This is a genomic window from Cellulomonas uda, from assembly GCF_006538705.1.
In the GTDB taxonomy this organism is placed as follows: Bacteria; Actinomycetota; Actinomycetes; order Actinomycetales; family Cellulomonadaceae; genus Cellulomonas; species Cellulomonas uda.
Genome location: NZ_BJLP01000059.1, coordinates 1 through 21859, shown reverse-complemented (window position 1 = coordinate 21859; position 21859 = coordinate 1). Strand labels below are relative to the sequence as shown.

The 21859-nt window shown below is 72.7% G+C and carries 18 protein-coding genes, 1 tRNA gene and 1 pseudogene; 7 read left to right on the top strand and 13 right to left on the bottom strand.

All coding sequences use genetic code 11. The annotated features are described in order from the left end of the window. Positions 1-39 precede the first annotated feature (39 nt). From CUD01_RS14410 to polA, 3 genes are all read right to left on the bottom strand, one after another. Positions 40-1698 (bottom strand): monocarboxylic acid transporter, encoded by a 1659-nt coding sequence (locus CUD01_RS14410; protein WP_141322122.1) that lies wholly within the window; start codon positions 1696-1698, stop codon positions 40-42. Continuing rightward, complete coding sequence (locus CUD01_RS14405; RefSeq protein ID WP_166772029.1) at positions 1695-2039, bottom strand: DUF485 domain-containing protein; 345 nt, start codon at positions 2037-2039, stop codon at positions 1695-1697. The genes CUD01_RS14410 and CUD01_RS14405 overlap by 4 nt, the downstream gene beginning before the upstream one ends. 175 nt (positions 2040-2214) lie before the next feature. Beyond that, positions 2215-5022 (bottom strand): DNA polymerase I, encoded by a 2808-nt coding sequence (gene polA, locus CUD01_RS14400; protein ID WP_141322121.1) that lies wholly within the window; start codon positions 5020-5022, stop codon positions 2215-2217. Between polA and CUD01_RS14395 the strand changes: the two genes are divergently transcribed. Then, positions 5021-5488, top strand: coding sequence for a hotdog fold thioesterase (locus CUD01_RS14395; RefSeq protein ID WP_141322119.1), 468 nt, complete (start codon positions 5021-5023; stop codon positions 5486-5488). The two genes, polA and CUD01_RS14395, sit on opposite strands and share 2 nt — an antisense overlap. Before the next feature lie 63 nt (positions 5489-5551). On the opposite strand, the gene CUD01_RS14390 is transcribed toward CUD01_RS14395, so the two are convergent. Then, positions 5552-6229 carry a GNAT family N-acetyltransferase gene (locus CUD01_RS14390; RefSeq protein ID WP_094180085.1) on the bottom strand — a complete coding sequence of 226 codons (678 nt, stop codon included), beginning with the start codon at positions 6227-6229 and terminating at the stop codon, positions 5552-5554. 443 nt (positions 6230-6672) lie between these two features. On the opposite strand from CUD01_RS14390, the gene CUD01_RS14385 reads away from it, so the two are divergent. Genes CUD01_RS14385 through CUD01_RS14370 form a run of 4 tightly spaced genes read left to right on the top strand, consistent with a single transcriptional unit; the run spans position 6673 to position 10858 of the window. Then, on the top strand, positions 6673-8106 hold the full coding sequence (locus CUD01_RS14385; protein WP_371860798.1) for a branched-chain amino acid ABC transporter permease: 1434 nt from the start codon (positions 6673-6675) through the stop codon (positions 8104-8106). Positions 8107-8122: 16 nt separating this feature from the next. Beyond that, positions 8123-9109: a branched-chain amino acid ABC transporter permease gene (locus CUD01_RS14380; RefSeq protein ID WP_141322117.1), complete on the top strand. Its 987-nt coding sequence runs from the start codon at positions 8123-8125 to the stop codon at positions 9107-9109. After that, entirely contained in the window at positions 9099-10058 is a 960-nt protein-coding gene (locus tag CUD01_RS14375; RefSeq protein ID WP_141322115.1) for an ABC transporter ATP-binding protein, read from the top strand. Before CUD01_RS14380 ends, CUD01_RS14375 begins: the two co-directional genes overlap by 11 nt. Positions 10059-10081: 23 nt before the next feature. Continuing rightward, positions 10082-10858: an ABC transporter ATP-binding protein gene (locus tag CUD01_RS14370; protein ID WP_369826337.1), complete on the top strand. Its 777-nt coding sequence runs from the start codon at positions 10082-10084 to the stop codon at positions 10856-10858. Positions 10859-11045: 187 nt separating this feature from the next. On the opposite strand, the gene CUD01_RS14365 is transcribed toward CUD01_RS14370, so the two are convergent. Beyond that, positions 11046-12350 (bottom strand): ABC transporter substrate-binding protein, encoded by a 1305-nt coding sequence (locus CUD01_RS14365; RefSeq protein WP_094180089.1) that lies wholly within the window; start codon positions 12348-12350, stop codon positions 11046-11048. A 250-nt stretch (positions 12351-12600) separates the two neighbouring features. Here CUD01_RS14365 and CUD01_RS14360 point away from each other — a divergent pair, with 250 nt between their 5' ends. Then, entirely contained in the window at positions 12601-13386 is a 786-nt protein-coding gene (locus CUD01_RS14360; RefSeq protein WP_141322113.1) for an endonuclease/exonuclease/phosphatase family protein, read from the top strand. A 64-nt stretch (positions 13387-13450) separates the two neighbouring features. Here the strand turns inward: CUD01_RS14360 and CUD01_RS14355 are convergent, their stop codons facing one another. Beyond that, positions 13451-14074, bottom strand: a complete 624-nt coding sequence (locus CUD01_RS14355) for an ANTAR domain-containing response regulator (RefSeq protein ID WP_232514760.1) — start codon at positions 14072-14074, stop codon at positions 13451-13453. Between the two features lie 163 nt (positions 14075-14237). Between CUD01_RS14355 and CUD01_RS14350 the strand changes: the two genes are divergently transcribed. Then, positions 14238-14311 (top strand) — tRNA-Leu (locus CUD01_RS14350). A gap of 17 nt (positions 14312-14328) precedes the next feature. On the opposite strand, the pseudogene CUD01_RS14345 reads toward CUD01_RS14350, so the two are convergent. From CUD01_RS14345 to CUD01_RS16655, 7 genes and pseudogenes are all read right to left on the bottom strand, one after another. Then, positions 14329-14748, bottom strand: a pseudogene (locus tag CUD01_RS14345) (DUF1269 domain-containing protein); the annotation flags it as partial. A 75-nt stretch (positions 14749-14823) separates the two neighbouring features. Continuing rightward, complete coding sequence (locus tag CUD01_RS14340) at positions 14824-15690, bottom strand: shikimate dehydrogenase (protein ID WP_141322111.1); 867 nt, start codon at positions 15688-15690, stop codon at positions 14824-14826. After that, complete coding sequence (gene mltG, locus CUD01_RS14335) at positions 15687-16856, bottom strand: endolytic transglycosylase MltG (RefSeq protein WP_094180092.1); 1170 nt, start codon at positions 16854-16856, stop codon at positions 15687-15689. Before mltG (CUD01_RS14335) ends, CUD01_RS14340 begins: the two co-directional genes overlap by 4 nt. A gap of 96 nt (positions 16857-16952) precedes the next feature. After that, the gene (gene mltG, locus CUD01_RS14330; RefSeq protein WP_141322109.1) at positions 16953-18176 is read right to left on the bottom strand and encodes an endolytic transglycosylase MltG; all 1224 of its coding nucleotides are present in this window, start codon (positions 18174-18176) and stop codon (positions 16953-16955) included. After that, complete coding sequence (ruvX, locus tag CUD01_RS14325; protein WP_244937792.1) at positions 18173-18697, bottom strand: Holliday junction resolvase RuvX; 525 nt, start codon at positions 18695-18697, stop codon at positions 18173-18175. Before ruvX ends, mltG (CUD01_RS14330) begins: the two co-directional genes overlap by 4 nt. A gap of 101 nt (positions 18698-18798) precedes the next feature. Next, positions 18799-21495 (bottom strand): alanine--tRNA ligase, encoded by a 2697-nt coding sequence (alaS, locus tag CUD01_RS14320; RefSeq protein WP_141322105.1) that lies wholly within the window; start codon positions 21493-21495, stop codon positions 18799-18801. Between the two features lie 89 nt (positions 21496-21584). Beyond that, positions 21585-21859 (bottom strand): hypothetical protein (locus CUD01_RS16655; protein WP_170209618.1); only part of this gene is annotated, 275 nt, incomplete at its 5' end.

Sequence of the window (21859 nt, the reverse complement as noted above, 5' to 3'; positions counted from 1 at the left end):
GGCCCGGCCCGCGGGCCGCCCGCCGTCACGTGGCACAGCTCAGTGCACGGTGGCCTTCTCGGCGCCGGCACCGGTGAGCGAGCGCACCTCCATCTCCGCGAACTTCTCGGGGTGCGGCTTCTCCTTCGACAGGTACGTGCCGACGACGCCGAGCACGAACGCGAGCGGGATCGAGATGAGCCCGGGGTTCTCGAGCGGGATCACGTGGAAGTCGACCGACGTGTCCTTGATCATCGACAGGCTGTCGCCCGTCACCGGGTCGACCTTGCCCGAGACGACGGGCGAGAACGTGATGAGCACGATGCACGAGATCAGACCCCCGTACATGCTCCACAGCGCACCCGACGTGTTGAACCGCTTCCAGAACAGCGAGTACAGGATCGTCGGGAGGTTCGCGCTCGCCGCGACCGCGAACGCGAGCGCGACGAGGAACGCGACGTTCTGACCGTTGGCGAAGATCCCGCCGACGATCGCCAGGATCCCGATCGCGACGACCGTCATGCGCGCGACGCGCACCTCGCCGTCCGGACGCACCTGACCGCGCTTGATGACGTTCGCGTAGATGTCGTGCGCGAACGAGGTCGCGGCGGTGATCGTGAGGCCCGCGACGACCGCGAGGATCGTCGCGAACGCGACCGCCGAGATCACGCCCAGGAGGACGGTCCCGCCCAGCTCGAACGCGAGCAGCGGCGCGGCCGAGTTCACGCCGCCCGGCGCCGCCTTGATCGCCTCCGGGCCGACGAGCGCACCCGCGCCGTAGCCGAGCACCAGCGTGAACAGGTAGAAGATGCCGATCAGCCAGATGGCCCACACCACCGAGCGCCGGGCCTCCTTGGCGGAGGGCACCGTGTAGAAGCGCATCAGCACGTGCGGCAGACCCGCGGTGCCCAGCACGAGGGCCAGGGCGAGCGACAGGAAGTTGAGCTGGCTGGTCGCGCTCGCGCCGTACTGCTTGCCCGGGCCGAGCAGCGCCTCACCGCCCTCGCCCGCCGCGTCGACCGCGCCCTGCATGACCTCCGACAGGCTGAACCCGAACCGCGCGAGCACCCACAGCGTCATCACGCCCGCGCCGACGATCAGCAGGACGGCCTTGATGATCTGCACCCACGTGGTGCCCTTCATCCCGCCGACCAGGACGTACAGGATCATGAGCGCGCCGACGACCGCGATGACGACGCCCTGCGCGGCCACTCCCTCGATGCCCAGCAGGAGCGCCACGAGGCCGCCGGCGCCCGCCATCTGCGCGAGCAGGTAGAAGAACACCACCGCGAGCGTCGAGAGCGCCGCCGCCATGCGCACGGGCCGCTGCTTCAGCCGGAAGGACAGGACGTCCGCCATCGTGAAGCGGCCGGTGTTGCGCAGCAGCTCGGCGACGAGCAGGAGCGCCACGAGCCACGCGACGAGGAACCCGATCGAGTACAGGAAGCCGTCGTACCCGTTGAGGGCGATCGCGCCGCAGATGCCGAGGAAGGACGCCGCGGACAGGTAGTCGCCCGCGATCGCGGTCCCGTTCTGCGGGCCGGTGAAGGACCGCCCCGCCGCGTAGTAGTCCGCGGCGGTCTTGTTGTTGCGCGACGCCCGGAACACGATGACGAGCGTCACGAGCACGAACAGCGCGAAGATCCCGATGTTGACGACCGGCTCACCGACCGTCTTCGACTCCGCCGCCAGGGTCGCCGATCCGACGAGCGCGCTCATGCCACCTCACCCGACCCGAGCTCGCCGTCCTCGATCTTCGCGCGCAGCTCCTCGGCGACCGGGTCCTGCCGGTCGTTGGCCCACCGCGCGTAGATCATGGTGATCGCGAACGTGGACACGAACTGCCCGAGGCCGAACAGCAGCCCGACGGTGATGTTCCCCCACACCTTGGTGGCCATGAAGTCGTGCGCGTAGTCCGCGAGCAGGACGTACACGAAGTACCAGACCAGGAACAGTGCGGTCATGGGGAAGACGAAGCGCCGGAACCGGCTGCGCAACGCCTGGAAGTCGGGGCTGTCCTGGACCACCTGGTACGGGGTCTGGGGTGGTTCGTCGATCATCTCTGACACGCGCGTCTCCTCCCGAACGGGCGAACGGCACCATTGCCGCCGGCCATGAGTGTGACCCACGACACGGCGTCACATCGAGAGACACACCCGACAATTCACCGAAATGCAACACCAGCCGGTCGAAACAGTCGTCCTGGTGCGTGCCGGCCCCGCCGCCTGACGTGCGTCAGTGGCCTGCCTCGTGCCAGCTCGACCCCACGCCGACGCTCACGTCCAGGGGAACGTCGAGCCGGCCGTCGGGGAGGGCCGAGTCGGCTGCCGCCATCTGCTCCCGCACGAGCGCCTCGACCTCGTCCTGCTCGCCGGCGGCGACCTCCAGGACCAGCTCGTCGTGCACCTGCAGGAGCATGCGCGAGTCCAGCCGCCGACGTCGCAGCTCGGCGTCGACCCCGAGCATCGCGAGCTTGATGAGGTCCGCGGCGCTGCCCTGGATCGGGGCGTTGAGCGCCATCCGCTCGGCCGCCTCGCGGCGCTGTCGGTTGTCGCTCGTGAGGTCCGGCAGGTACCGCCGCCGGTCGAGGACCGTCGCCGTGTACCCCGTCGCCCGTGCCGTGTCCACCACGCCCGTGAGGTACTCGCGCACACCGCCGAACCGCGCGAAGTAGTCCTTCATGAGCTCGGCGGCCTCGGACACCTCGATCGAGAGCTGCTGCGACAGGCCGTACGACGAGAGCCCGTACGCGAGCCCGTAGGACATCGCCTTGATCTTCGAGCGCTGCGCGGCCGTGACCTCGTCGGTGGGCACGCCGAACACGCGCGAGCCGACGTAGCTGTGCAGGTCCTCCCCCGAGCGGAACGCCTCGATCAGGCCCTCGTCGCCCGACAGGTGCGCCATGATCCGCATCTCGATCTGCGAGTAGTCCGCGGTGAGGAGCGTCTCGAACCCGTCCCCGACGACGAACGCCCGGCGGATCTGCCGGCCGGCCTCGGTGCGGATCGGGATGTTCTGCAGGTTGGGGTCCGTCGAGGACAGCCGCCCCGTCGCCGCGATCGTCTGCTGGAACGTCGTGTGGATGCGGCCGTCGGGAGCGACCGAGCGCTGCAGACCCTCGACCGTCTGACGCAGGCGGATCGCGTCACGGTGCGCGAGCAGGTGCTCGAGGAACGGGTGCTGCGTGCGCGCGAACAGGTCCGTGAGCGCCGCGGCGTCCGTCGTGTAGCCGGTCTTGATGCGCTTGGTCTTCGGCATCTGCAGCTGGTCGAACAGCACCTCCTGCAGCTGCTTCGGCGAGCCGAGGTTCACCTCGCGCCCGATCACCGCATAGGCCTCCTGCGCGGCGCGCGTCACCTGGCCGTCGAACTCGCGCTCCAGGTGGTGCAGCCAGTCCGCGTCGACCGCGATGCCCGTGCCCTCCATCCGCACGAGCACGGCCTGCAGCGGCAGCTCGACGTCCCGCAGCAGGTGCGCCGCGCCGCGGTCCTCGACCTCCGACTCGAGCACGTCGGCCAGGTCCCGGACCGCCGCGGCCCGGACCGCGGCCCGGCGGTCCTCCCCCGTGCCGTCGAGCTCGAGGTCGAGCGCTCCCTGGCCGCCCGTCGCGGCGTCGTCCTCGCCGAGCTCGCGGTGCAGGTAGCCGATCGCGAGGTCGGGCAGGTCGTACGCGCGGCGGTCGGGCTGGCACAGGTACGCCGCGAGCTCGGTGTCCGAGCGCACGCCCGCGAGCGTCAGGCCGCGGCCGCGCAGCGCGTGCGCCGCGACCTTCGCGCCGTGCACCGCCTTGCCGCGCGCCTCGTCGGCCAGCCACGCGGCGAGCGCGTGCTCGTCGGCGGGCGACACCTCGGCCAGGTCCACGACGGCCGCGCGACCCTCGGCGTCGGCGATCGCCACACCCCATGCGTCCCCACCCGCGGGTGCGCCCGAGCCGCGCACGTCCAGGCCCAGCACCGCGTCCGAACGCTCTGCGAGCCAGCCCTCGAGCGCACCGTCGGCGAGCTCGGCCAGCTCGAGCGCCGCCGCCGCCACGGCCACCGCGGACGTGCTCGACTCGTCGGGCAGCATCGCGAACAGGCGGTCGCGCAGCGTGCGGAACTCGAGCTCGTCCAGGATCGAGTGCAGCGCCTGCCGGTCCCAGGGCCGCGCCTCGAGGTCCTCCGGGCCCATCGGCAGCTCGAGGTCGGTGACGAGCTGGTTGAGCTGCCGGTTCAGCTGGACCTGCGCGAGGTTCGCGCGCAGCGACTCCCCCGCCTTGCCCGTGATCCGGTCCGCCGCGGCGACGACGCCCTCGAGCCCGTCGTACTGCGTGAGCCACTTCGCGGCCGTCTTGGGACCGACGCCCGGCACGCCCGGCAGGTTGTCGGACGTCTCGCCGACGAGCGCCGCGAGGTCGCTGTACCGCTCCGGCGGCACGCCGTACTTGGCGGCGACGGCCTCCGGCGTCATCCGGGTGAGCTCGGAGACCCCACGCACCGGGTAGAGCACGGTCACGTCGTCGCGCACCAGCTGGAACGCGTCGCGGTCGCCCGTGCAGATGAGCACGTGCATGCCCTGCGCCGTCGCCTGCGTCGCGAGGGTCGCGAGCACGTCGTCGGCCTCGAACCGCTCCTTGGTGAGCACGGGGATGTGCAGCGGCTCCAGCACGCGGCGGATCACGTCCACCTGGCCCCGGAACGGCTCGGGCGTCGCGTCCCGCGTCCCCTTGTACGCCTCGTACTGCTCGGTGCGGAAGGTCGTGCGCCCGAGGTCGAACGCGACCGCGACGTGCGTCGGCTGCTCGTCGCGCAGGAGGTTGGCGAGCATCGAGGTGAAGCCGAACACCGCGTTCGTCGGCTGGCCCGACGACGTCGCGAAGTTCTCGACCGGGAGCGCGAAGAACGCGCGGTACGCCATCGAGTGGCCGTCGATCAGCAGGAGCCGCGCAGGCTCCTGCCGCTGCCCGCCACGACCGTCCTGGTCCACGTCCCGCCCGACTCCCGGTCCGACTTCCCGGTCCACGTCCCGCTGTCCCTCGCTCACGGGTGCCAACCTATCTGCCATGACCGACACGCCCGAGCCCGCGCCCGCCGCAGGCCCCCACGCGTACCCCGTCCCCGGCAGCGGCCGCAGCGGTGTCCCCGAGGCGCTGGTCGACGAACGCGGGACCCTGATCGAGCGGCTCGGGATCGTGGTGCGCGAGGTCAGCGCCGAGCACGCGGTCGCGACGATGCCCGTCGCCGGCAACACGCAGCCGTTCGGCCTGCTGCACGGTGGGGCGACCGCCGCGCTCGCCGAGACGCTCGGCTCGTACGCCGCGGTCGCGCACGCCGGACCGGGGCGGGTCGCGGTGGGCATCGAGCTGAACGCGACGCACCACCGCTCGGCCCGGAGCGGGACCGTCACGGGCACGGCCCGTGCGGTGCACCTGGGCCGGACGCTGGCGACCTACGAGGTCGTGGTCGACGACGACGAGGGGCGACGGCTGTGCACCGCGCGCCTCACGTGCATGGTCCTCGACGCGCGCTGAGCACTGCGCGGGCCGGCCTCGCGCCGGTGCGGCACCGGAGCGGCTGACGCGGTGCCGCTCGGGTCACCAGCCCCGGCCGGGCGTCGCCGAGGGTCGGCGCAACGCGGCGGAGCGGTCGATGCGCAGGCCCAGCGCCGCGGACTGCTCGGCCTCGGCCGGCTGCCGGGCGGCGCGTGCCTGCCGGCGCCGCGCGATGAGGTCCTCGAGCCCTCGGGGAGCCGGCCGGCGCGCGGGCACCGCCGCCGCGCCGTCGTGCTGCAGGCGGCGCTGGAGCGCGGCCGTACCGGCGACCCGGAACGCCGCGGCAGGGGCGAACCCCAGCCGGGCCAGGAAGCGCTGCATGCCGCGCGCGCCGGGCAGCGGCGCCGCGTAGACCTCGGCGGCGCCGTTCTGGTCCGCGAGCGAGACCGCGTGCGCGAGCATCGCGTGGCCGAGCCCGCGCCGGCGCGCCGTGCCGACCACGTAGATCGCCTCGAGCGCCAGCGACGTGCCGTCCTGGAACAGGCTCGGTCCGACGAGCCGCCCGAGCAGGAGCCCCGCGGGCTGCTCGTCGATCGTCCCGACGAGGACCATCCCGCCCTCGACCCCGAGGAGCGCGCCGAGCTGGCGGCGCAGGCGCTCGGTGTCGTCGGTGCAGAGCTGGGCGCCGGTCCCCGCCTCCTTGCGGGCCTCGAGGCACAGGTGCACGAGGTCGTCGAGGTCGGCGGGCCGGGCAGCGCGCGCTTGCACTCCAGGACGCACGGTTTCGAGCACCTCCGGCGGACGAGGGGGATCCGGACTCCGGCACGCCCCGCTGCCCACGACGGCGCCGACGTCGATCATGGACCACATCGGGCCGCCGTGCCTAGTCCCGGACCCGGCGCTGTGACCGTTCCGAGCCGGGGCTCCGGGACGTTCCGGACGTCCGGTCGCCCGCTCCCGCAGGAGGTTCTGCGCGCATCGGACGCCTCCGATCGTGCGACACGCGCCCGTCCTCTGGGCAACGCGAAACGAGATCGACACAATCAGTGCCTAACGTCGGCCGCGCCTCGCGCCCGGCGCGGCTCGAGGCACCAGCTGCACCCTGCAGAACCACCCTGCAGAACCACTTTGCAGTACCACCCCGTACCACCAGCACCTTGCACCACGTAGGACGACCGCCTGACCCCCCGGGCGGTGTTGCGAGTACAGGACGGAGGTCCTAGGTGAGCGCTCTCGCCCATCCAGGACGAGCACCGGGCACGGCACGGCACGCGATCTCGAGGCGCACCAGACGCGCGGCAGGCACGCTCGTGCTCGCGCTGGTGGCCCTCCTGGCCCTGGTCGTGCACGCCGGTCCGGCGTCCGCGGCCACCGCGGCGCCCTGCACGCCCGACGCGACCACAGGCTGTGTCCTGGGGACGATCAAGACCGCGGCCGGGGAGCCGGCGGTCGGCGTGGTCCTCACGGTCGAGGGCGGCGGCGAGAGCGTGGAGGTGACCACCGGGGCGGACGGCACGTGGTCCGTGCCCGTCACGACCGCCGGGGACTACACCGTCTCGATCGACCCCGCGACCCTGCCCGAGGGCGAGACGCTGCGCGACCCGTCGGTGACCTCCCGGACCGTCAAGGTGCTGCTCAACTCGCAGTCGCGGGCGCTGTTCGCGCTCGGTGAGCCCACCGGCGGCGCGACGACCTCGCCCACGTCCGGCGCGAGCGCCGCTCCGGACGACGGTCCCGGTCCGACGAGCGGCAGCAGCACCTCCGGCGGCGGCGTGACGGGCAAGCGCGTCGCCCAGCAGCTCGCGAACGGTCTCGTGTTCGGTCTGCTGCTCGCGCTCGCGTCGGTCGGGCTCTCCCTCATCTACGGCACCACCGGGCTGAGCAGCTTCGCGCACGGCGAGCAGGTCACGCTCGGGGCGATCCTCGCCTACTTCTTCGTCCAGACGGTCGGGCTCGACCTGTGGCTCGCGGCGGTGCTCGCGACCCTGCTCGGCGCCGCGTCGGGCTGGCTGCAGGACGCCGGGATCTGGCGACCGCTGCGGCGCAAGCGCATCGGCCTGACGCAGCAGATGATCGTCACGATCGGCCTGTCGATGGTGCTGCAGTACCTGTTCCAGTTCCTGCTCGGTGGCGGCCGGCTGCGCATCGACACCACGAACCCCACGCGGGTCTCGATCGGACCCGTGTCCCTCACGCAGCAGGCGATCGTGTCCGCCGGGATCGCGGTCGTCGTCCTCGCCGCCGTCGCCGCGTTCCTCCTGTACAGCCGCACCGGCCGTGCGACGCGCGCGGTGTCCGACAACCCGGCGCTGGCCGCCGCGTCGGGCATCGGTGTCGAGCGCGTCATCCGGATCGTCTGGACCGGCGCCGCGGGCCTCGCGGCCCTCGGTGGCGTGCTGACCGGTCTGTACTTCCAGTCGACCGCCTGGAACATGGGCGGCACCGTCCTGCTCCTGATGTTCGCCGCGGTCACCCTCGGCGGGCTCGGCACGGCGTGGGGTGCGCTCGCCGGGTCGATCGTCATCGGCGTCGTCGCCGAGATGTCGAGCCTCGTCATCCCGTCCGACATGAAGTACGCAGGAGCGCTGCTCATCCTCATCCTCGTCCTGCTCGTGCGGCCCCAGGGCATCCTGGGCCGCCGGGACCGGATCGGCTGAGGCCAGGAGGGACACCATGGACTGGACCCGGATCCTCACCAACGTCGCGGGCGAGGCGTTCGCCCCCGCGACCGCGGCCTACGCGCTCGCCGCGATCGGCCTCAACGTGCACTTCGGCATGACGGGACTGCTCAACTTCGGGCAGGCCGGGTTCGTGCTGCTCGGTGCGTACTCCTACGCCATCACCGCGATCGCCGGGTGGCCGTTCTGGGCGTCGGTGCTCGCCGCGATCGCGTCCGCGGTCGTGTTCGGCATCGTGCTCGGCATCCCGACGCTCAAGCTGCGCGGCGACTACCTGTCGATCGTCACCATCGCCGCCGCGGAGATCGTCCGCATCGTCAGCCGCTCGACCTCGCTGACCGAGCTCACCGGCGGCAACTCCGGCCTCTCGGGCGGGGACGGCTTCAAGAAGTCCTTCGAGGCGCTGTGCCCGTTCCCCGACGGGACGACGACGGTCTGGCTGTGGACCTACCCCAACTGCACCTCGGGGTCGTGGTGGCTGCGCGTCGCGGCATGGGCCGCGGTCGCGATCGGCTGCCTGCTCGTCTGGCGGTGGATGCGCTCGCCCTGGGGCCGCGTGCTCAAGGGCGTGCGCGAGGACGAGGACGCGGTGCGCGCGCTGGGCAAGAACGTCTACGGCTACAAGATGCAGGCGCTCGTGCTGGGCGGCGTCGGCGGCGCGATCGCGGGCATCTTCTACACGCTGCCCACGGCCGTGCAGGCCGACTCGATGGGCCGCACCATGACCTTCAACATCTGGACGATCCTGCTGCTGGGCGGCGCCGCGACGGTGTTCGGCCCCGTGCTCGGGTCGGTCCTCATGTGGACCGTGTTCATGCTGGTCAAGAGCGTGCTGCGCGACCTGGACCTGTCGTTCATCTCGAGCACGCAGTCCGAGGCCTTCTCCTGGATGCTCGTCGGGCTCACGCTGATGCTGCTCGTGATCTTCCGGCCGCAAGGCATCCTCGGCGACAAGAAGGAGCTGGCGATCGATGTCCGCTGAGACTCCCGACACCCCCGGCGCCGAGGCCCGCGCGGTCGTCCCGCGCGAGCGCATCGCCCGCGAGCTCGCCTCGGTCCCCCGCGTCCCCGGCGCCCCCAAGCCCGACCCGATCATCGTCGCGTCGGACGTGCGCCGGACGTTCGGCGGCATCAACGCCGTCGACGTCGAGCACCTGGAGGTCCAGCGCGGCGCCATCACCGCGCTCATCGGTCCGAACGGTGCGGGCAAGACGACGCTGTTCAACCTGCTGACCGGGTTCGACCGCGCCGACGCCGGCCAGTGGACGTTCGAGGGGCGCCCGGCGCAGGGCAAGCCTGCCGCCCGGATGGCCGGCGCGGGCATGGTGCGCACGTTCCAGCTCACCAAGGCGCTGTCCCGCATGACCGTCATGGACAACATGCGGCTCGGCGCGACCGGTCAGCGGGGCGAGAACCTCTTCGGGTCGCTGCTGCCGTGGCTGTGGCGGGCGCAGGAGGCGGAGGTCACCGAGCGGGCGCGCGAGCTGCTCGAGCGGTTCAAGCTCGACGGCAAGGCCGACGACTTCGCCGGGAGCCTCTCGGGTGGGCAGCGCAAGCTCCTCGAGATGGCGCGCGCTCTCATGACGCGTCCCACGATGGTCATGCTCGACGAGCCGATGGCCGGCGTGAACCCCGCGCTCACGCAGTCCCTGCTGGGCCACATCCAGGCGCTGCGCGACGAGGGCATGACCGTCCTGTTCGTCGAGCACGACATGCACATGGTGCGGCACATCTCGGACTGGGTCGTCGTCATGGCCGAGGGGCGCACCGTCGCCGAGGGCCCGCCCGAGACGATCATGCAGGACCAGGCCGTCGTCGACGCCTACCTCGGGGCGCACCACGACACGGACCTGGGTGACGACTCGCTGCTCGCGGACGACGTCGTCGAGCAGTACGAGGCAGAGGCCGAGGCCGAGGAGGCGACGCAGTGACCACCCAGACCACGGCACGGGACGTGCACCGCGGTGCACCCGACGGCGAGCCGCTGCTCGACGCACGCGACCTGTACGCGGGGTACCTGCCGGGCGTCGACATCCTCAACGGCTGCAACCTCGTCCTGCACCCGGGCGAGCTCGTCGGCATCATCGGGCCGAACGGCGCCGGCAAGTCGACGCTGCTCAAGGCCCTGTTCGGCCTCGTGCCGATCCGCCAGGGCAGCGTGACGCTGGGCGGCGACACGATCACGAACCTGCGGGCCGACAAGCTCGTGCGACGCGGCGTCGGGTTCGTGCCGCAGACCAACAACGTGTTCCCCTCGCTGACGATCGAGGAGAACCTGCAGATGGGCATCTTCCAGGACCACAAGCGGTTCGCCGAGCGGTTCGCGTTCGTCACCGACATCTTCCCCGCGCTCGGCGAGCGCCGACGGCAGCGTGCGGGCTCGCTGTCCGGGGGTGAGCGCCAGATGGTCGCGATGGGCCGCGCGCTCATGATGGAGCCGTCCGTGCTGCTTCTCGACGAGCCCTCGGCCGGGCTCTCCCCCGTGCGCCAGGACGAGGCGTTCCTGCGCACCCGCAAGATCAACAAGGCGGGCGTCTCGATCGTCATCGTCGAGCAGAACGCGCGGCGCTGCCTGCAGATCTGCGACCGGGCGTACGTGCTGGACCAGGGCCGCAACGCCTACTCGGGACCCGGGCGGGAGCTCATGCACGACCCGAAGGTCATCGAGCTGTACCTGGGCACGCTCGCGACGGACGTCGAGGCCGCGGCCAAGGACAAGCCCGCCGACTGAGCACGCCCTGACGACGAGGGCCCGATCCCCCAGGGGTCGGGCCCTCGCCGTCCTGGCGCGCCGCCCACCAGCACCCGTGAGGCGTGGCCGGTTCCGGACCCGTGCCGCGCCCGGAGCGGGCCGGACGTGCGCCGGCCCCGACGGTCGCGGTGACCGCCGGGGCCGGCGCAGGTCGGCTCGACGAGGGTCAGCCCTCGACGGAGCCCTCCACGGCCTTCTTCCACGTGATCGTGTTGTCGTCGTTGTAGCCGTAGATCCCGATGAACGCCGACGACGGGTCGTTGTCCTCGTTGAACGGACCGGCGCCCGAGACCGCCTCGTAGTCGATGTCCTCACCCGCGGTCACCAGGTCGGCGCACTCCTTCCAACCGGTGCACTTCGTGCCGCCGTCGGCGCCGGACACGGCCGCCATGTTCTCCTGGATCGTCGCGCCGTCGACGCCGCCGCCCTTGAGCGCCGCGAGGGCGACGAGGATCGCCGCGTCGTACGACTCGGGGCCGTACGCGTAGTCCGTCAGGTCGGGGTCGACCTCGAGCATGCGCGCCTTGAAGTCGTCGTTCGGGTACGAACCGGGGATCGTGCCCTGCGACGTCCACGCGGCGAGCGTGCCGGCCTCGAAGTCCTTCGAGTAGTCGGCCGTGTTGCCGTCGACCATGTAGATGCGACCCTCGTAGCCCGCCGCGACGAGCTCGGGGACGATCGACTTGGTCTGCTCGAACGCGATGATCGCGATCGCCTCGGGCGCGCCGCCGTTGTTCGACGTCATGACGCCCGCGACCGGGTCGGCGAACGAGGACGACGTCGGGTCGAACTCCTCGTCCTTGTTGCCGTACGTGACGGTCGCGCCGGCGGCCTCCACCGTCGACTTCACCACGTCGCGCAGCGACGTGCCGTACTCCTCGTTGAAGACGAGGATCCCGAGGCTCGTCACGCCGTCGTCAAGGATGAGGTTGCCGAGCGCCGAGCCCTGGACCGTGTCCGGCGGCGCGGTGCGGAAGTAGAAGTCGCTGTACCCCGACAGGCTCGTCGCCGTGTTCGCCGGCGAGACCATGACGACCTTCGCGTTGGTGATGTCGTCGACGACGAGCTGCGTGACGGACGAGGACGCGGCGCCGATGACGGCCTGCACGCCCTTCGACTGCAGGTCGGTCCACGACTGCGGAGCGACGTCACCGTGGTCGGCGTCCGAGGAGTCGGCGTGGTGCACGACCACGTCCTTGCCGTTGACGCCGCCGTTCTCGTTGATCTCCTGCACCGCGAGGTCGACACCCGCGATCTCGGGCGGGCCGAGGTAGGCGAGCGAACCGGTCTGCGGCAGCAGCGTGCCGATGACGAGCTCGCCGTCGCCGCCACCGCCGGTCGGCGCGGCGGACGTGCCGGCGGCGCCGGGCGTCTCGTCGTCCGAGCCGCCGTCCGACCCGCATGCGGTCAGGGCCAGGGCGACTGCGCCGGCGAGGGCCGCGGCCCTCATCGCGTGATGAGAACGAACCATGGGCGTTCCAACCTCTCCGTGAGGGGTGCGTCCGGGATGCCGGTGGAGTCCGGTTCCCGTACAACGTGACGCGACGGTAACCATGGTTTGTATCCGGAATGTGTCCGCCAAGATCGCGCACCGCTTCGTTGCCAAGTCGTGATGAAACGGATCACTCGAACGGCCCTGCCCGCGAGGCGAGACGGCCGATCTCGCCACGGAAGACGCCGCGTGCCGCGCGCGCCGGCCCGCCGCCGAGCAGAATCGACCCGTGCGACTCGCGACCTTCAACGTCCAGCACGGCCGGACGGCCGACGACCGCCGCGTCGACGTCGCGCGGTTCGCCCGCGCGGTCCGCGACCTCGACGCCGACGTGCTGGCGCTCCAGGAGGTCGACCACCGTCAGCTGCGTTCCGGCCGAGCGGACCTCACCGCTGTCGCCGCGCAGGCCGGCGGCGCCCGCGACGCGCGACTGGCCGTCACCCTGCGTGGCCCGGTGGGTCTGTGGCGTGAGCCGCGCGACGAGGCGGCGCCGCGGGGTGCCGCGTACGGGGTGGCGTTGGTGTCCCGCTTCCCCGTGCTCGACTGGCGCACGGTGCGGCTCCCCCGGCGCCCGGGCGTGACCTGGACCCGACGCCCCGGCAGGCTTCCGCGCCCGCACCACGACCACCCGCGCGCCGCGCTCGTCGGGGTGCTGGACACGCCGGACGGGCCGCTGACCGTCGCGTGCGTGCACCTGTCGTTCCTCGCGGGGCAGAACACGGTCCAGGCGCGGCACCTCGCGCGTGAGCTCGCGGACCTGCCGCGCCCGCTCGTCGTCCTGGGCGACCTCAACGTCGGCCCCGCGACCGCGCGGGCCGCGACCGGCCTGCGCTCGCTCGCGGACGCACCGACCTACCCGGTGCACGCCCCCACCGCACAGATCGACCACGTCCTCGCCGAGGGCGACGTCCACCCGACCGGCCCCGGCCGCAGCGTGGACACCGGCCTGTCCGACCACCGCGCGCTCGTCGTCGACGTGCGCCTCGGGCCCCCGACCCCTGACGACGGCCCCTGACGACGACGTCCCCGCCGCGGCCGGCCGGAGCCGTCGCGACGGGGACGTCGTGGAGTGCGGGGAGTCAGGCGCCGCCGACCTGCTCGATGACCGCGTCGGCCACCTCGCGCATCGTCAGGCGCCGGTCCATCGAGGTCTTCTGGATCCACCGGAACGACTCCGGCTCCGTCAGCCCCATCTTCGTCATGAGCAAGCCCTTGGCCCGGTCCACGCGCTTGCGGGTCTCGAACCGCTCCGCCAGGTCGGCGACCTCGGACTCGAGCGCGCTGATCTGCGCGTACCGGGAGATCGCGATCTCGACCGCGGGAAGCAGGTCGGCCGGGCTGAAGGGCTTGACCACGTACGCCATCGCGCCGGCGTCGCGCGCCCGCTCGACGAGCTCCGTCTGCGAGAACGCCGTGAGCAGCACCACGGGGGCCACGTGCTCCTTGGCGATCCGCTCGGCCGCGGAGATCCCGTCGAGGACCGGCATCTTGACGTCCATCACGACGACGTCCGGCTTCAGCTCGGTCGCGAGCGCGACCGCCTGCTCGCCGTCCCCGGCCTCACCCACGACGTCGAACCCACCGTCGCGCAGCGTCTCGACGACGTCCATGCGGATGAGCGCCTCGTCCTCGGCGACGACGGCACGCCGCGCCGGGCGCGCGCCCGTCGGCGCGCTCGCGGAGCCCGTGTCGGGGAGGTCCACGGCGTCGGAGCTCGCCTGGGCGGGGTCGGTGCTGGCGTCCTTGGTCACGGACACAGCGTAATGGCCCGCGGTCCGCTCGCACCGCGCGCGCGCCGTGTGACACCGTTCACGCGCGGCCGGGCGCCGTCCGGGTCGAGGACGTGCGCCGATATGCTGGCGACCGGCCCCGATAGCCCAACCGGCAGAGGCGTTCGGCTCAAACCCGATCCAGTGTGGGTTCGAATCCCACTCGGGGCACCGCTCGAGAGCACGTCCACGACCACGTCCCGCAGCCGCTCGCCGAGGCGGTCCATGTCCGCGCCCTCGGTCACGGCGCCCAGCAACGACGTCCCCTCGGTGAGCTGCGAGCGGATGCTCTCCAGGTCCTCCTCAGCGATGCCGATCCCCGCGACCGACTTCGCGACGGCACCCACTCCCGCGCCGACCGCGACGCCGAGCAGCGGGGCGAAGAACAGCCCGCCGAACAGCAGACCCCAGAACGCACCCCACGCCGTGCCGCGCTTCGTGTCGTCCCGCGCGTGGTGCAGCTCGGGGCGCTGCTCACCCTGCGGCCAGCTGATCACGGCGTGGTCGACGAGCGTCACCAGGCCGTCGGTCTGCGCCGCCTCGAGCGCGACGACGGCCTTGGCCGCGCCGTCGTCGGTCTCGAACTTCCACGCCGTGAACGTCGTCATCGCGACCTCCGTGCCGGTCCATGTCGGTCCAACCCCGACGGTCGCCATCGTCGGCGCGCGGCCCATGGCGTGCCATCACCCCGCGGGGGTGATCTCCAACGCGGACCGCAGGGCGCGGTCCATCGCCGCGACGGGGCCCGGGTGCCCGGTCATGAGACGGACCTGCTCGGCGGCCTGGTGCAGCAGCATCCGCTCGCCGCCCACCGCGACGCCACCGAGCGTCACCCACCGCGCGTGCAGGGCCGTGGGTCGCGGGTCGTACGCGACGTCGAGCAGCACCCCGCGGGGCGCTCGGTCGAGGCGCTCGGCGATCGCGTCCGCCGCGCGCGGCGGGAGCGTGGAGACGACGACGTCCGCGGCGAGCCCGAGGGCGGGCGCGTCGTCGAGCGGACGCAGGACCGGCTCGACGCCCATGCGGTGCGCCGCGCGCAGCAGCGCGCCGGCACGCGCGACCGAGCGGACGAGCACACGCGGGGTGGTGCAGCCCAGCTCGGCGAACGCGGCAAGGGTCGACGAGGCGGTCGCGCCGGCACCGAGCACGACGGCGTCCCGCACCGCGGTCCCCGGGACGAGCCCCTCGCGCAGCGCGGCGACCAGCCCGTGCACGTCGGTGTTCGCGCCGACGAGCGACCGGCCCGGACCGGTGCCTTGCAGCAGCACGGTGTTCACGGCCCCGACGACCTGTGCGAGCGGCTCCACGTGGTCGAGCAACGGGATGACCGTCTGCTTGAGCGGCATCGTCAGGCTGAGTCCGGCCCACTCGTTGGACAGCCCTGCGACGAACCCCTCGAGCTGCGTCTCCGTGACGTCGCACGCCTCGTAGGTCCAGTCGTCGAGGCCGAGGGCCGCGTACGCGGCCCGGTGCAGCGTGGGCGACAACGAGTGACCGACGGGGTGCCCCAGGACGGCGGCGCGGCGTCGGACGACCGGCGTCGTGCTCACTGCGGGTTCTCGGCGAGCCACTCGTTCATCGCCGCGACGCACTGCCCGTGCTCGGCCTCGGTCACGCTGAACCACGTCTCGCCGGTCTCGAGGTTCACCGTGCACCAGTACATCCAGTCGCCCTCGGCCGGGTGCATGACGGCGCTGATGGACGCCTTCCCCGGCGACGCGATCGGCGTCGGCGGCAGACCCTTGAGCCGGCGCAGGTTGTACGGGTTGGAGGTGTCCTCGAGCATGGCCTTCGTCAGCTCGGTCCCCTTGACGCCCGCGCCGTACGCGACGGCCGCGTCGATGTCGAGGCGCCAGTCCTGCGCGAGGCGGTTCTCGATCGTCCGTGCGATCTTGGGGCGGTCGTCGTCGAGCTTGCCCTCACGCTCCACCAGGGACGCCTTGATGAGCGTGGTCTCCCACTGGTCCTCGGGCACCCCGAGGTCGGTGAGCACCTGCACGGTCTTGGTGACCATCGCCGTCAGGACGCCGGCCGCGTCGTCGTCGGGCTGGATCGCGTACGTCGCGGGGTACAGCCACCCCTCGAGCTCGCCGTCCGCCTGCGCGGGCAGGCCGATCGCGGACCCGTCGCCGACGACCTTCTCGACGGACTCCACCGACGTGCCGAGCGCGTCGGCCACCAGCGCGAGGATCTGCGAGGCGCGCCTGCCCTCGGGCACGACCAGCTTCTCCTCGACGCGCGTCGCGGGGTTCAGCAGGGCCGTCACGGCGTCCGCCGCAGGGATCTCGAGCAGCATCGAGTACGTGCCGGGCTGGATGCCGGTCGCACCGGGCGTCGCGTCGTAGGCATCGACGAACGCCCCCACGGAGGCGACCACGCCCGCGTCCTTCAGGGTCTGGCCGATGGCCTGCCCCGAGTCGCCGGGGTTGACCTGGATCTCCACGGAGCCGTGCCCCGGGCCCGGGAAGTCCGTCGCCGTCGCGACCTTGGAGTCGCCACCCAGCATGTCGCCGAGCATCGACCAGACGAGGTAGCCCGCCCCGCCGACGAGCACGAGCACGACGAGCACGACCCATGTCGTGCGACGCCGGCGCGCCTTGCGCACGCGCGCCTGCTTGCGGCGGTCACGGCTGTCGCGGCGCGTGGCACGAGCCTGCGGCGCCTCGCCGCCGTCCGGGCGTGCGGGGGCCCACCACTCGGTCTGACTCTCGCTCACGTCGGGTTCTCCCCATCGTCGGCCGTCTGCACGGTCGGGTCTGCCGGTCCGGGACGGGGGCGAGCCTACGTCCCGGCCGTCGTCCTGCTCGTCGTCTCACTCGTCCTTCGCGGCGTCGATCTGCGCGACCATCTCCTGGAACTCGTCGTACGTCACCGCGAACACCGTCTCGCCCGTCTCGGCGTCGACCATCGTCCAGAACAGCCAGTCGCCGTCGGCGGGCGCGAGCACCGCGTCGAGCGAGGCTGCGCCGGGCGTCGCGATCGGCGTCGGCGGCAGACCGAGGTTCACGTACGTGTTGTAAGGGTTGCCGGTGTCGGCGCGCATCGCCTCGGTCGGCGGGGACGTGGTCCCCGCGCCGTAGGAGACCGTCGCCGGGATCTCGAGCGGCCGTTCCTTCTCGAGCCGGTTCTCGATGAGCCGGGCGAACGTCGCACGCGTCGAGTCCACCGTCATCTCCCGCTGGACCAGCGAGGCCTTGGTGAGCACCGACTGCCACACGTCCGGGTCGACCCCGCGGTCGGTGAGGTCCTTGACGGTGCGCGCGACGAGCTGGCCGAGCACCTTCGCCGCGCCGGCGTCGGACGGGACCTCGTACGTGCCGGCCGCGAGCCACCCCTCGACCTTGCCGCCCGCCTGCGGGGGCAGACCGATGGCCTCCGGGTCCTGGGCCGCCGCCTGCAGGTCCGCGAGCGGGATGGTCGTCTTCTCGGAGACCTTCGCCAGGATCTGCCACGACGCCAGCCCCTCGGGGAGCGTCACCGTCAGGGACGCCTTGCTCGCCGGGTCGAGCAGCGCCGCGACCGCGTCGGCGGAGCTCATCTCGAGCGCGAGCTCGTAGGTACCCGGTGCGATCTCGCCCGCGTCCTGCGACGTGTACACCTCGGCGAACACGTCCGCGTCGGCGACCACACCGGCCTCGACGAGCGCCGCACCGATCGCGGCCGCACCGGAGTCCGCCTCGATCGTGACCCGCACCGAGCCGTGGCCCGGTCCCGAGAAGTCGGAGACCTTGCGCACCGCCTGCGTGCCGGCGGGCTCGTCGTCGCCCGCGAGCAGCGAGGCCACGACGTAGCCGGCACCGCCCAGCAGGGCGAGCACGACGAGCGTCACGACGAGCGTGCGGCGCCGCCCCTCCTGACGCTCGCGCTCCTGCCGGTCACGGCCCGAGCGGCGGTCCCGGCGCGACGGCGGCTGCGTCCGGGCCGCGTGGTCGGGCGCGCGGTCGGACGCGGGGCCGGCCGCGGGGTCGGGCGCGGGAGTGGCGACCCGGGGCGGAGCCCCGTCCGTCGTCCACCACTGCGTCTGGCTGCCCGTCACGTCCGCGTCGCTCCACCGTCGTCCGTCGCGTCGCCCACAGCCCCCTGACCCGTCGGGCCGAGCGACGGGTCCACCTCGACCCGTTCTCCGGGACGACGTCCCGTCGCACGCTCGGCGTCCAACGCGTACTGCAGGATCACCACCGCGGCGGCCTGGTCGACCACGTCGCGGTGGCGGCGCCCGGATCGGCCGGACGCCCACAGCGCCTGATGCGCGGACACCGTGCTCATCCGCTCATCGACCAACCGCACCTCGATCGGTGCGACGGCCTGCGCCAGTGTGCCAGCGTACGCGCGCGCGGAGTGTGAGGACGAGCTTTCCGCCCCCGAAAGGTGGCGTGGCAACCCGACGTACACACACCTCGCACAACGTTCGCGCGCCTCTCGCACGACCCGGGCGAGGTCCTTCGGCAGCCGCCCCGGACGGGTGCGACCGTCGCGGGCGAGCGTCTCCACGGGCGTCGCGAGCATCCCGTCGGGGTCGCTGGCCGCGAGGCCGACCCGGACGGTACCCACGTCCACCGCGAGCCGCGGACCCCGCGCGAGCGCGTCGTGCGCGACGTCGTCCGGCGTCCCCGGGCCGGGAGTCCCGTGCCCGGGGGCGCCGGACGGCGCGTACGCCATCAGGACGCGACCGCGGTCCGCACCGCGGCGAGCGCGTCGGTGAGCCGGTCGGCGTCCGAGCCGCCGCCCTGCGCGAGGTCGTCCTTGCCGCCGCCGCCACCACCGAGGACCTGCGAGGCCGTGCGGACGAGCGCACCCGCCCGGAGGCCGGCCTCACGCGCCGCGGCGTTCGTCGCGACGACGACGACCGGGCGGCCCTTGGCGACGCCACCGACCGCGACGACGCTCGGTGCCGAGTCCCCGAGCCGCGACCGCACGTCGAGCACCAGGGTGCGCAGGTCGTCGGGCGACTGCTCCCCCGCGTCGTACGCGACCACGCGCGTCACGCCGACCTGCTCGGCGCCCGAGGCGAGCGAGCCGGCCAGCGCGAGGACCTGTGCCTGACGCAGCGCGGCGAGCTCCTTCTCCGACTCCTTGAGCTTGGTCATGAGCCCGGAGACGCGCTCCGCGAGCTCGTCCGGCCGCGCACCCAGCAGACCCGAGAGCTGGCCGACGAGCGCGCGCTCCTTGGCCTGGTAGCCGTACGCGCCCGCGCCGACGAGCGCGTCGACACGCCGCACACCCGAGCCGATCGCGGACTCCGACAGCAGCGTGACCAGGCCCAGCTCGCCCGACCGGCGCACGTGCGTGCCCGCGCAGAGCTCGAGCGACCAGTCGCCGCCGATCGACACGACCCGCACCTCGTTGCCGTACTTCTCGCCGAACAGCGCCATCGCACCCATCGCGCGTGCCTCGTCGATCGGCTTGATCGAGTCGGTGACCTCGAGGTCGTCCTGCAGGCGCTCGTTGACGCGCGCCTCGATCTCGGCGACGACGTCGGCCGGGGTCGCGGACGGCGAGCGGAAGTCGAAGCGCAGCCGGCTGGGCGCGTTCAGCGAGCCGGCCTGCGTCGCGGACTCGCCGAGCGACTCGTGCAGCGCCTTGTGCACCAGGTGCGTCGCGGTGTGCGCACGAGCGATCGCCTGCCGCCGGCCGGTGTCGATCGACGCGGTACCCGGCTCGCCGAGCGTCACCGTGCCGTCCACGAGCCGACCGTGGTGCACCGACAGGCCCTTGAGCGGTGCCTGCACGTCGTCGACCTCGATGCGCGCGCCGTTGTCCAGCACGATCGTGCCGTGGTCGGCCTGCTGGCCACCGGCCTCCGCGTAGAACGGGGTGACGTCCAGCACCACCTCGACGTCCGCGGGAGCCGTCGCGGCGGGGGCGGGCACGCCGTCGACGAGCAGCCCGACGACCGTCGAGCGCGCCTGCGCGTCGGTGTACCCGACGAACGTCACGGGCTTGGCCGTCTCCGACGCGAGGGTCTGGTGCAGGTCCTGGTACGCCGCGAGGTTCGCGTGCCCCGCGCGCTTGGCGAGCGCGTCGGCGCGGGCGCGCGAGCGCTGCTCCGCCATGAGCGTGCGGAACGCCTCGCGATCGACGTCGACGCCGTGCTCCTCCGCCATCTCGAGCGTGAGGTCGATCGGGAAGCCGTACGTGTCGTGCAGCTGGAACGCGTCGGCGCCCGAGAGCACGGGACGCGCGCCGGTCTCGGCAGGTGCGCTCGCCTTGGCGCCCGCGACGGCGGTGTCGAGGATCGTCGTGCCCGCCGCGAGCGTCCGGCGGAACGCCTCCTCCTCCGCGTACGCGACCTGGCTGATGCGGTCGAAGTCGCGCTCGAGCTCCGGGTAGGAGTCCTTCATCGCGTCGCGGCTCATGGGGAGCAGGACCGGCAGCGCCGGGTCGTCCACGCCCAGCAGGCGCATCGCGCGGATCGAGCGGCGCAGCAGGCGGCGCAGCACGTAGCCCCGGCCCTCGTTCGACGGCGTCACGCCGTCGCCCATCAGCATGAGGCCCGAGCGGACGTGGTCGGCCACGACGCGCATGCGCACGTCGTCGTCGTGGTCCGCGCCGTAGCGGCGGCCCGACATCTGCACCGCGCCGTCGATCACCGGGCGCACCTGGTCGATCTCGTAGAGGTTGTCGACGCCCTGCAGCAGGTACGCGACGCGCTCCAGGCCCATGCCGGTGTCGATGTTCTTCTGCTTGAGGTCGCCCAGGATCGGGAACGACTCCTTGGTGCCGCCGTTGTCGCGCTCGTACTGCATGAACACGAGGTTCCAGATCTCGAGGTACCGGTCCTCGTCCACGACCGGGCCGCCCTCGGCGCCGTACTGCGGACCGCGGTCGACGTAGATCTCCGAGCAGGGGCCCGCCGGGCCACGTGCGCCCGTCGACCAGAAGTTGTCCTTCATCCCGCGGCGCTGGATGCGCTCGTCGGGCAGGCCCGCGATCCGCTTCCAGAGCGCTGCGGCCTCGTCGTCGTCGTGGAAGACCGTCACCCAGATCGAGTCGGGGTCGAAGCCGTACCCGCCGTCCGCCTGGCTGCCCGTGACGAGCTCCCAGGCGTACGTGATCGCGCCCTCCTTGAAGTAGTCCCCGAAGGAGAAGTTCCCGTTCATCTGGAAGAACGTGCCGTGCCGGGTGGTCTTGCCGACCTCCTCGATGTCGAGGGTGCGCACGCACTTCTGCACGCTGGTGGCGCGCGGCCACGGCGGCGTCTGCTCCCCGAGCATGTACGGGATGAACGGCACCATGCCCGCGATCACGAACAGCGTCGACGGGTCGGGCGAGATGAGCGGGGCCGACGGCACGACCGCGTGGCCGCGGGCGGAGAAGAAGTCGAGCCAACGCTGGCGGATCTCGGCGGTACGCATGATGTCCTCGGGGTCGTGACGGTGGGCCTGGCGGCCCGGGGGTGCTGCCGCGCGACGAGCGCGGCCGGGGTCTGTGGGGTCTGGTCCGGTCAGAAGAACGACGCGTCTGCGTCGTCGTCCGGGTCGTCGAGCGGTCCGGCCCAGCCGGGCGGCACGCGCCGCTCGCGCTGCGGGCCACGGCGGGCACCGCCACGCGCGTCGTCCCACGCGGAGCGCAGCTCGGCGGCACGTCGGCCGGCCCCGGCGCGGACCTCGTCGACGTCCACGTCGCCGACGAGCTCTCGGCGCAGCTGCGTCTCACGCTCCGCCATGCCGGCCGCGAACTCGTGGCGCGCGGTCGCGAACGCGCGCGTGAGCGACGTCG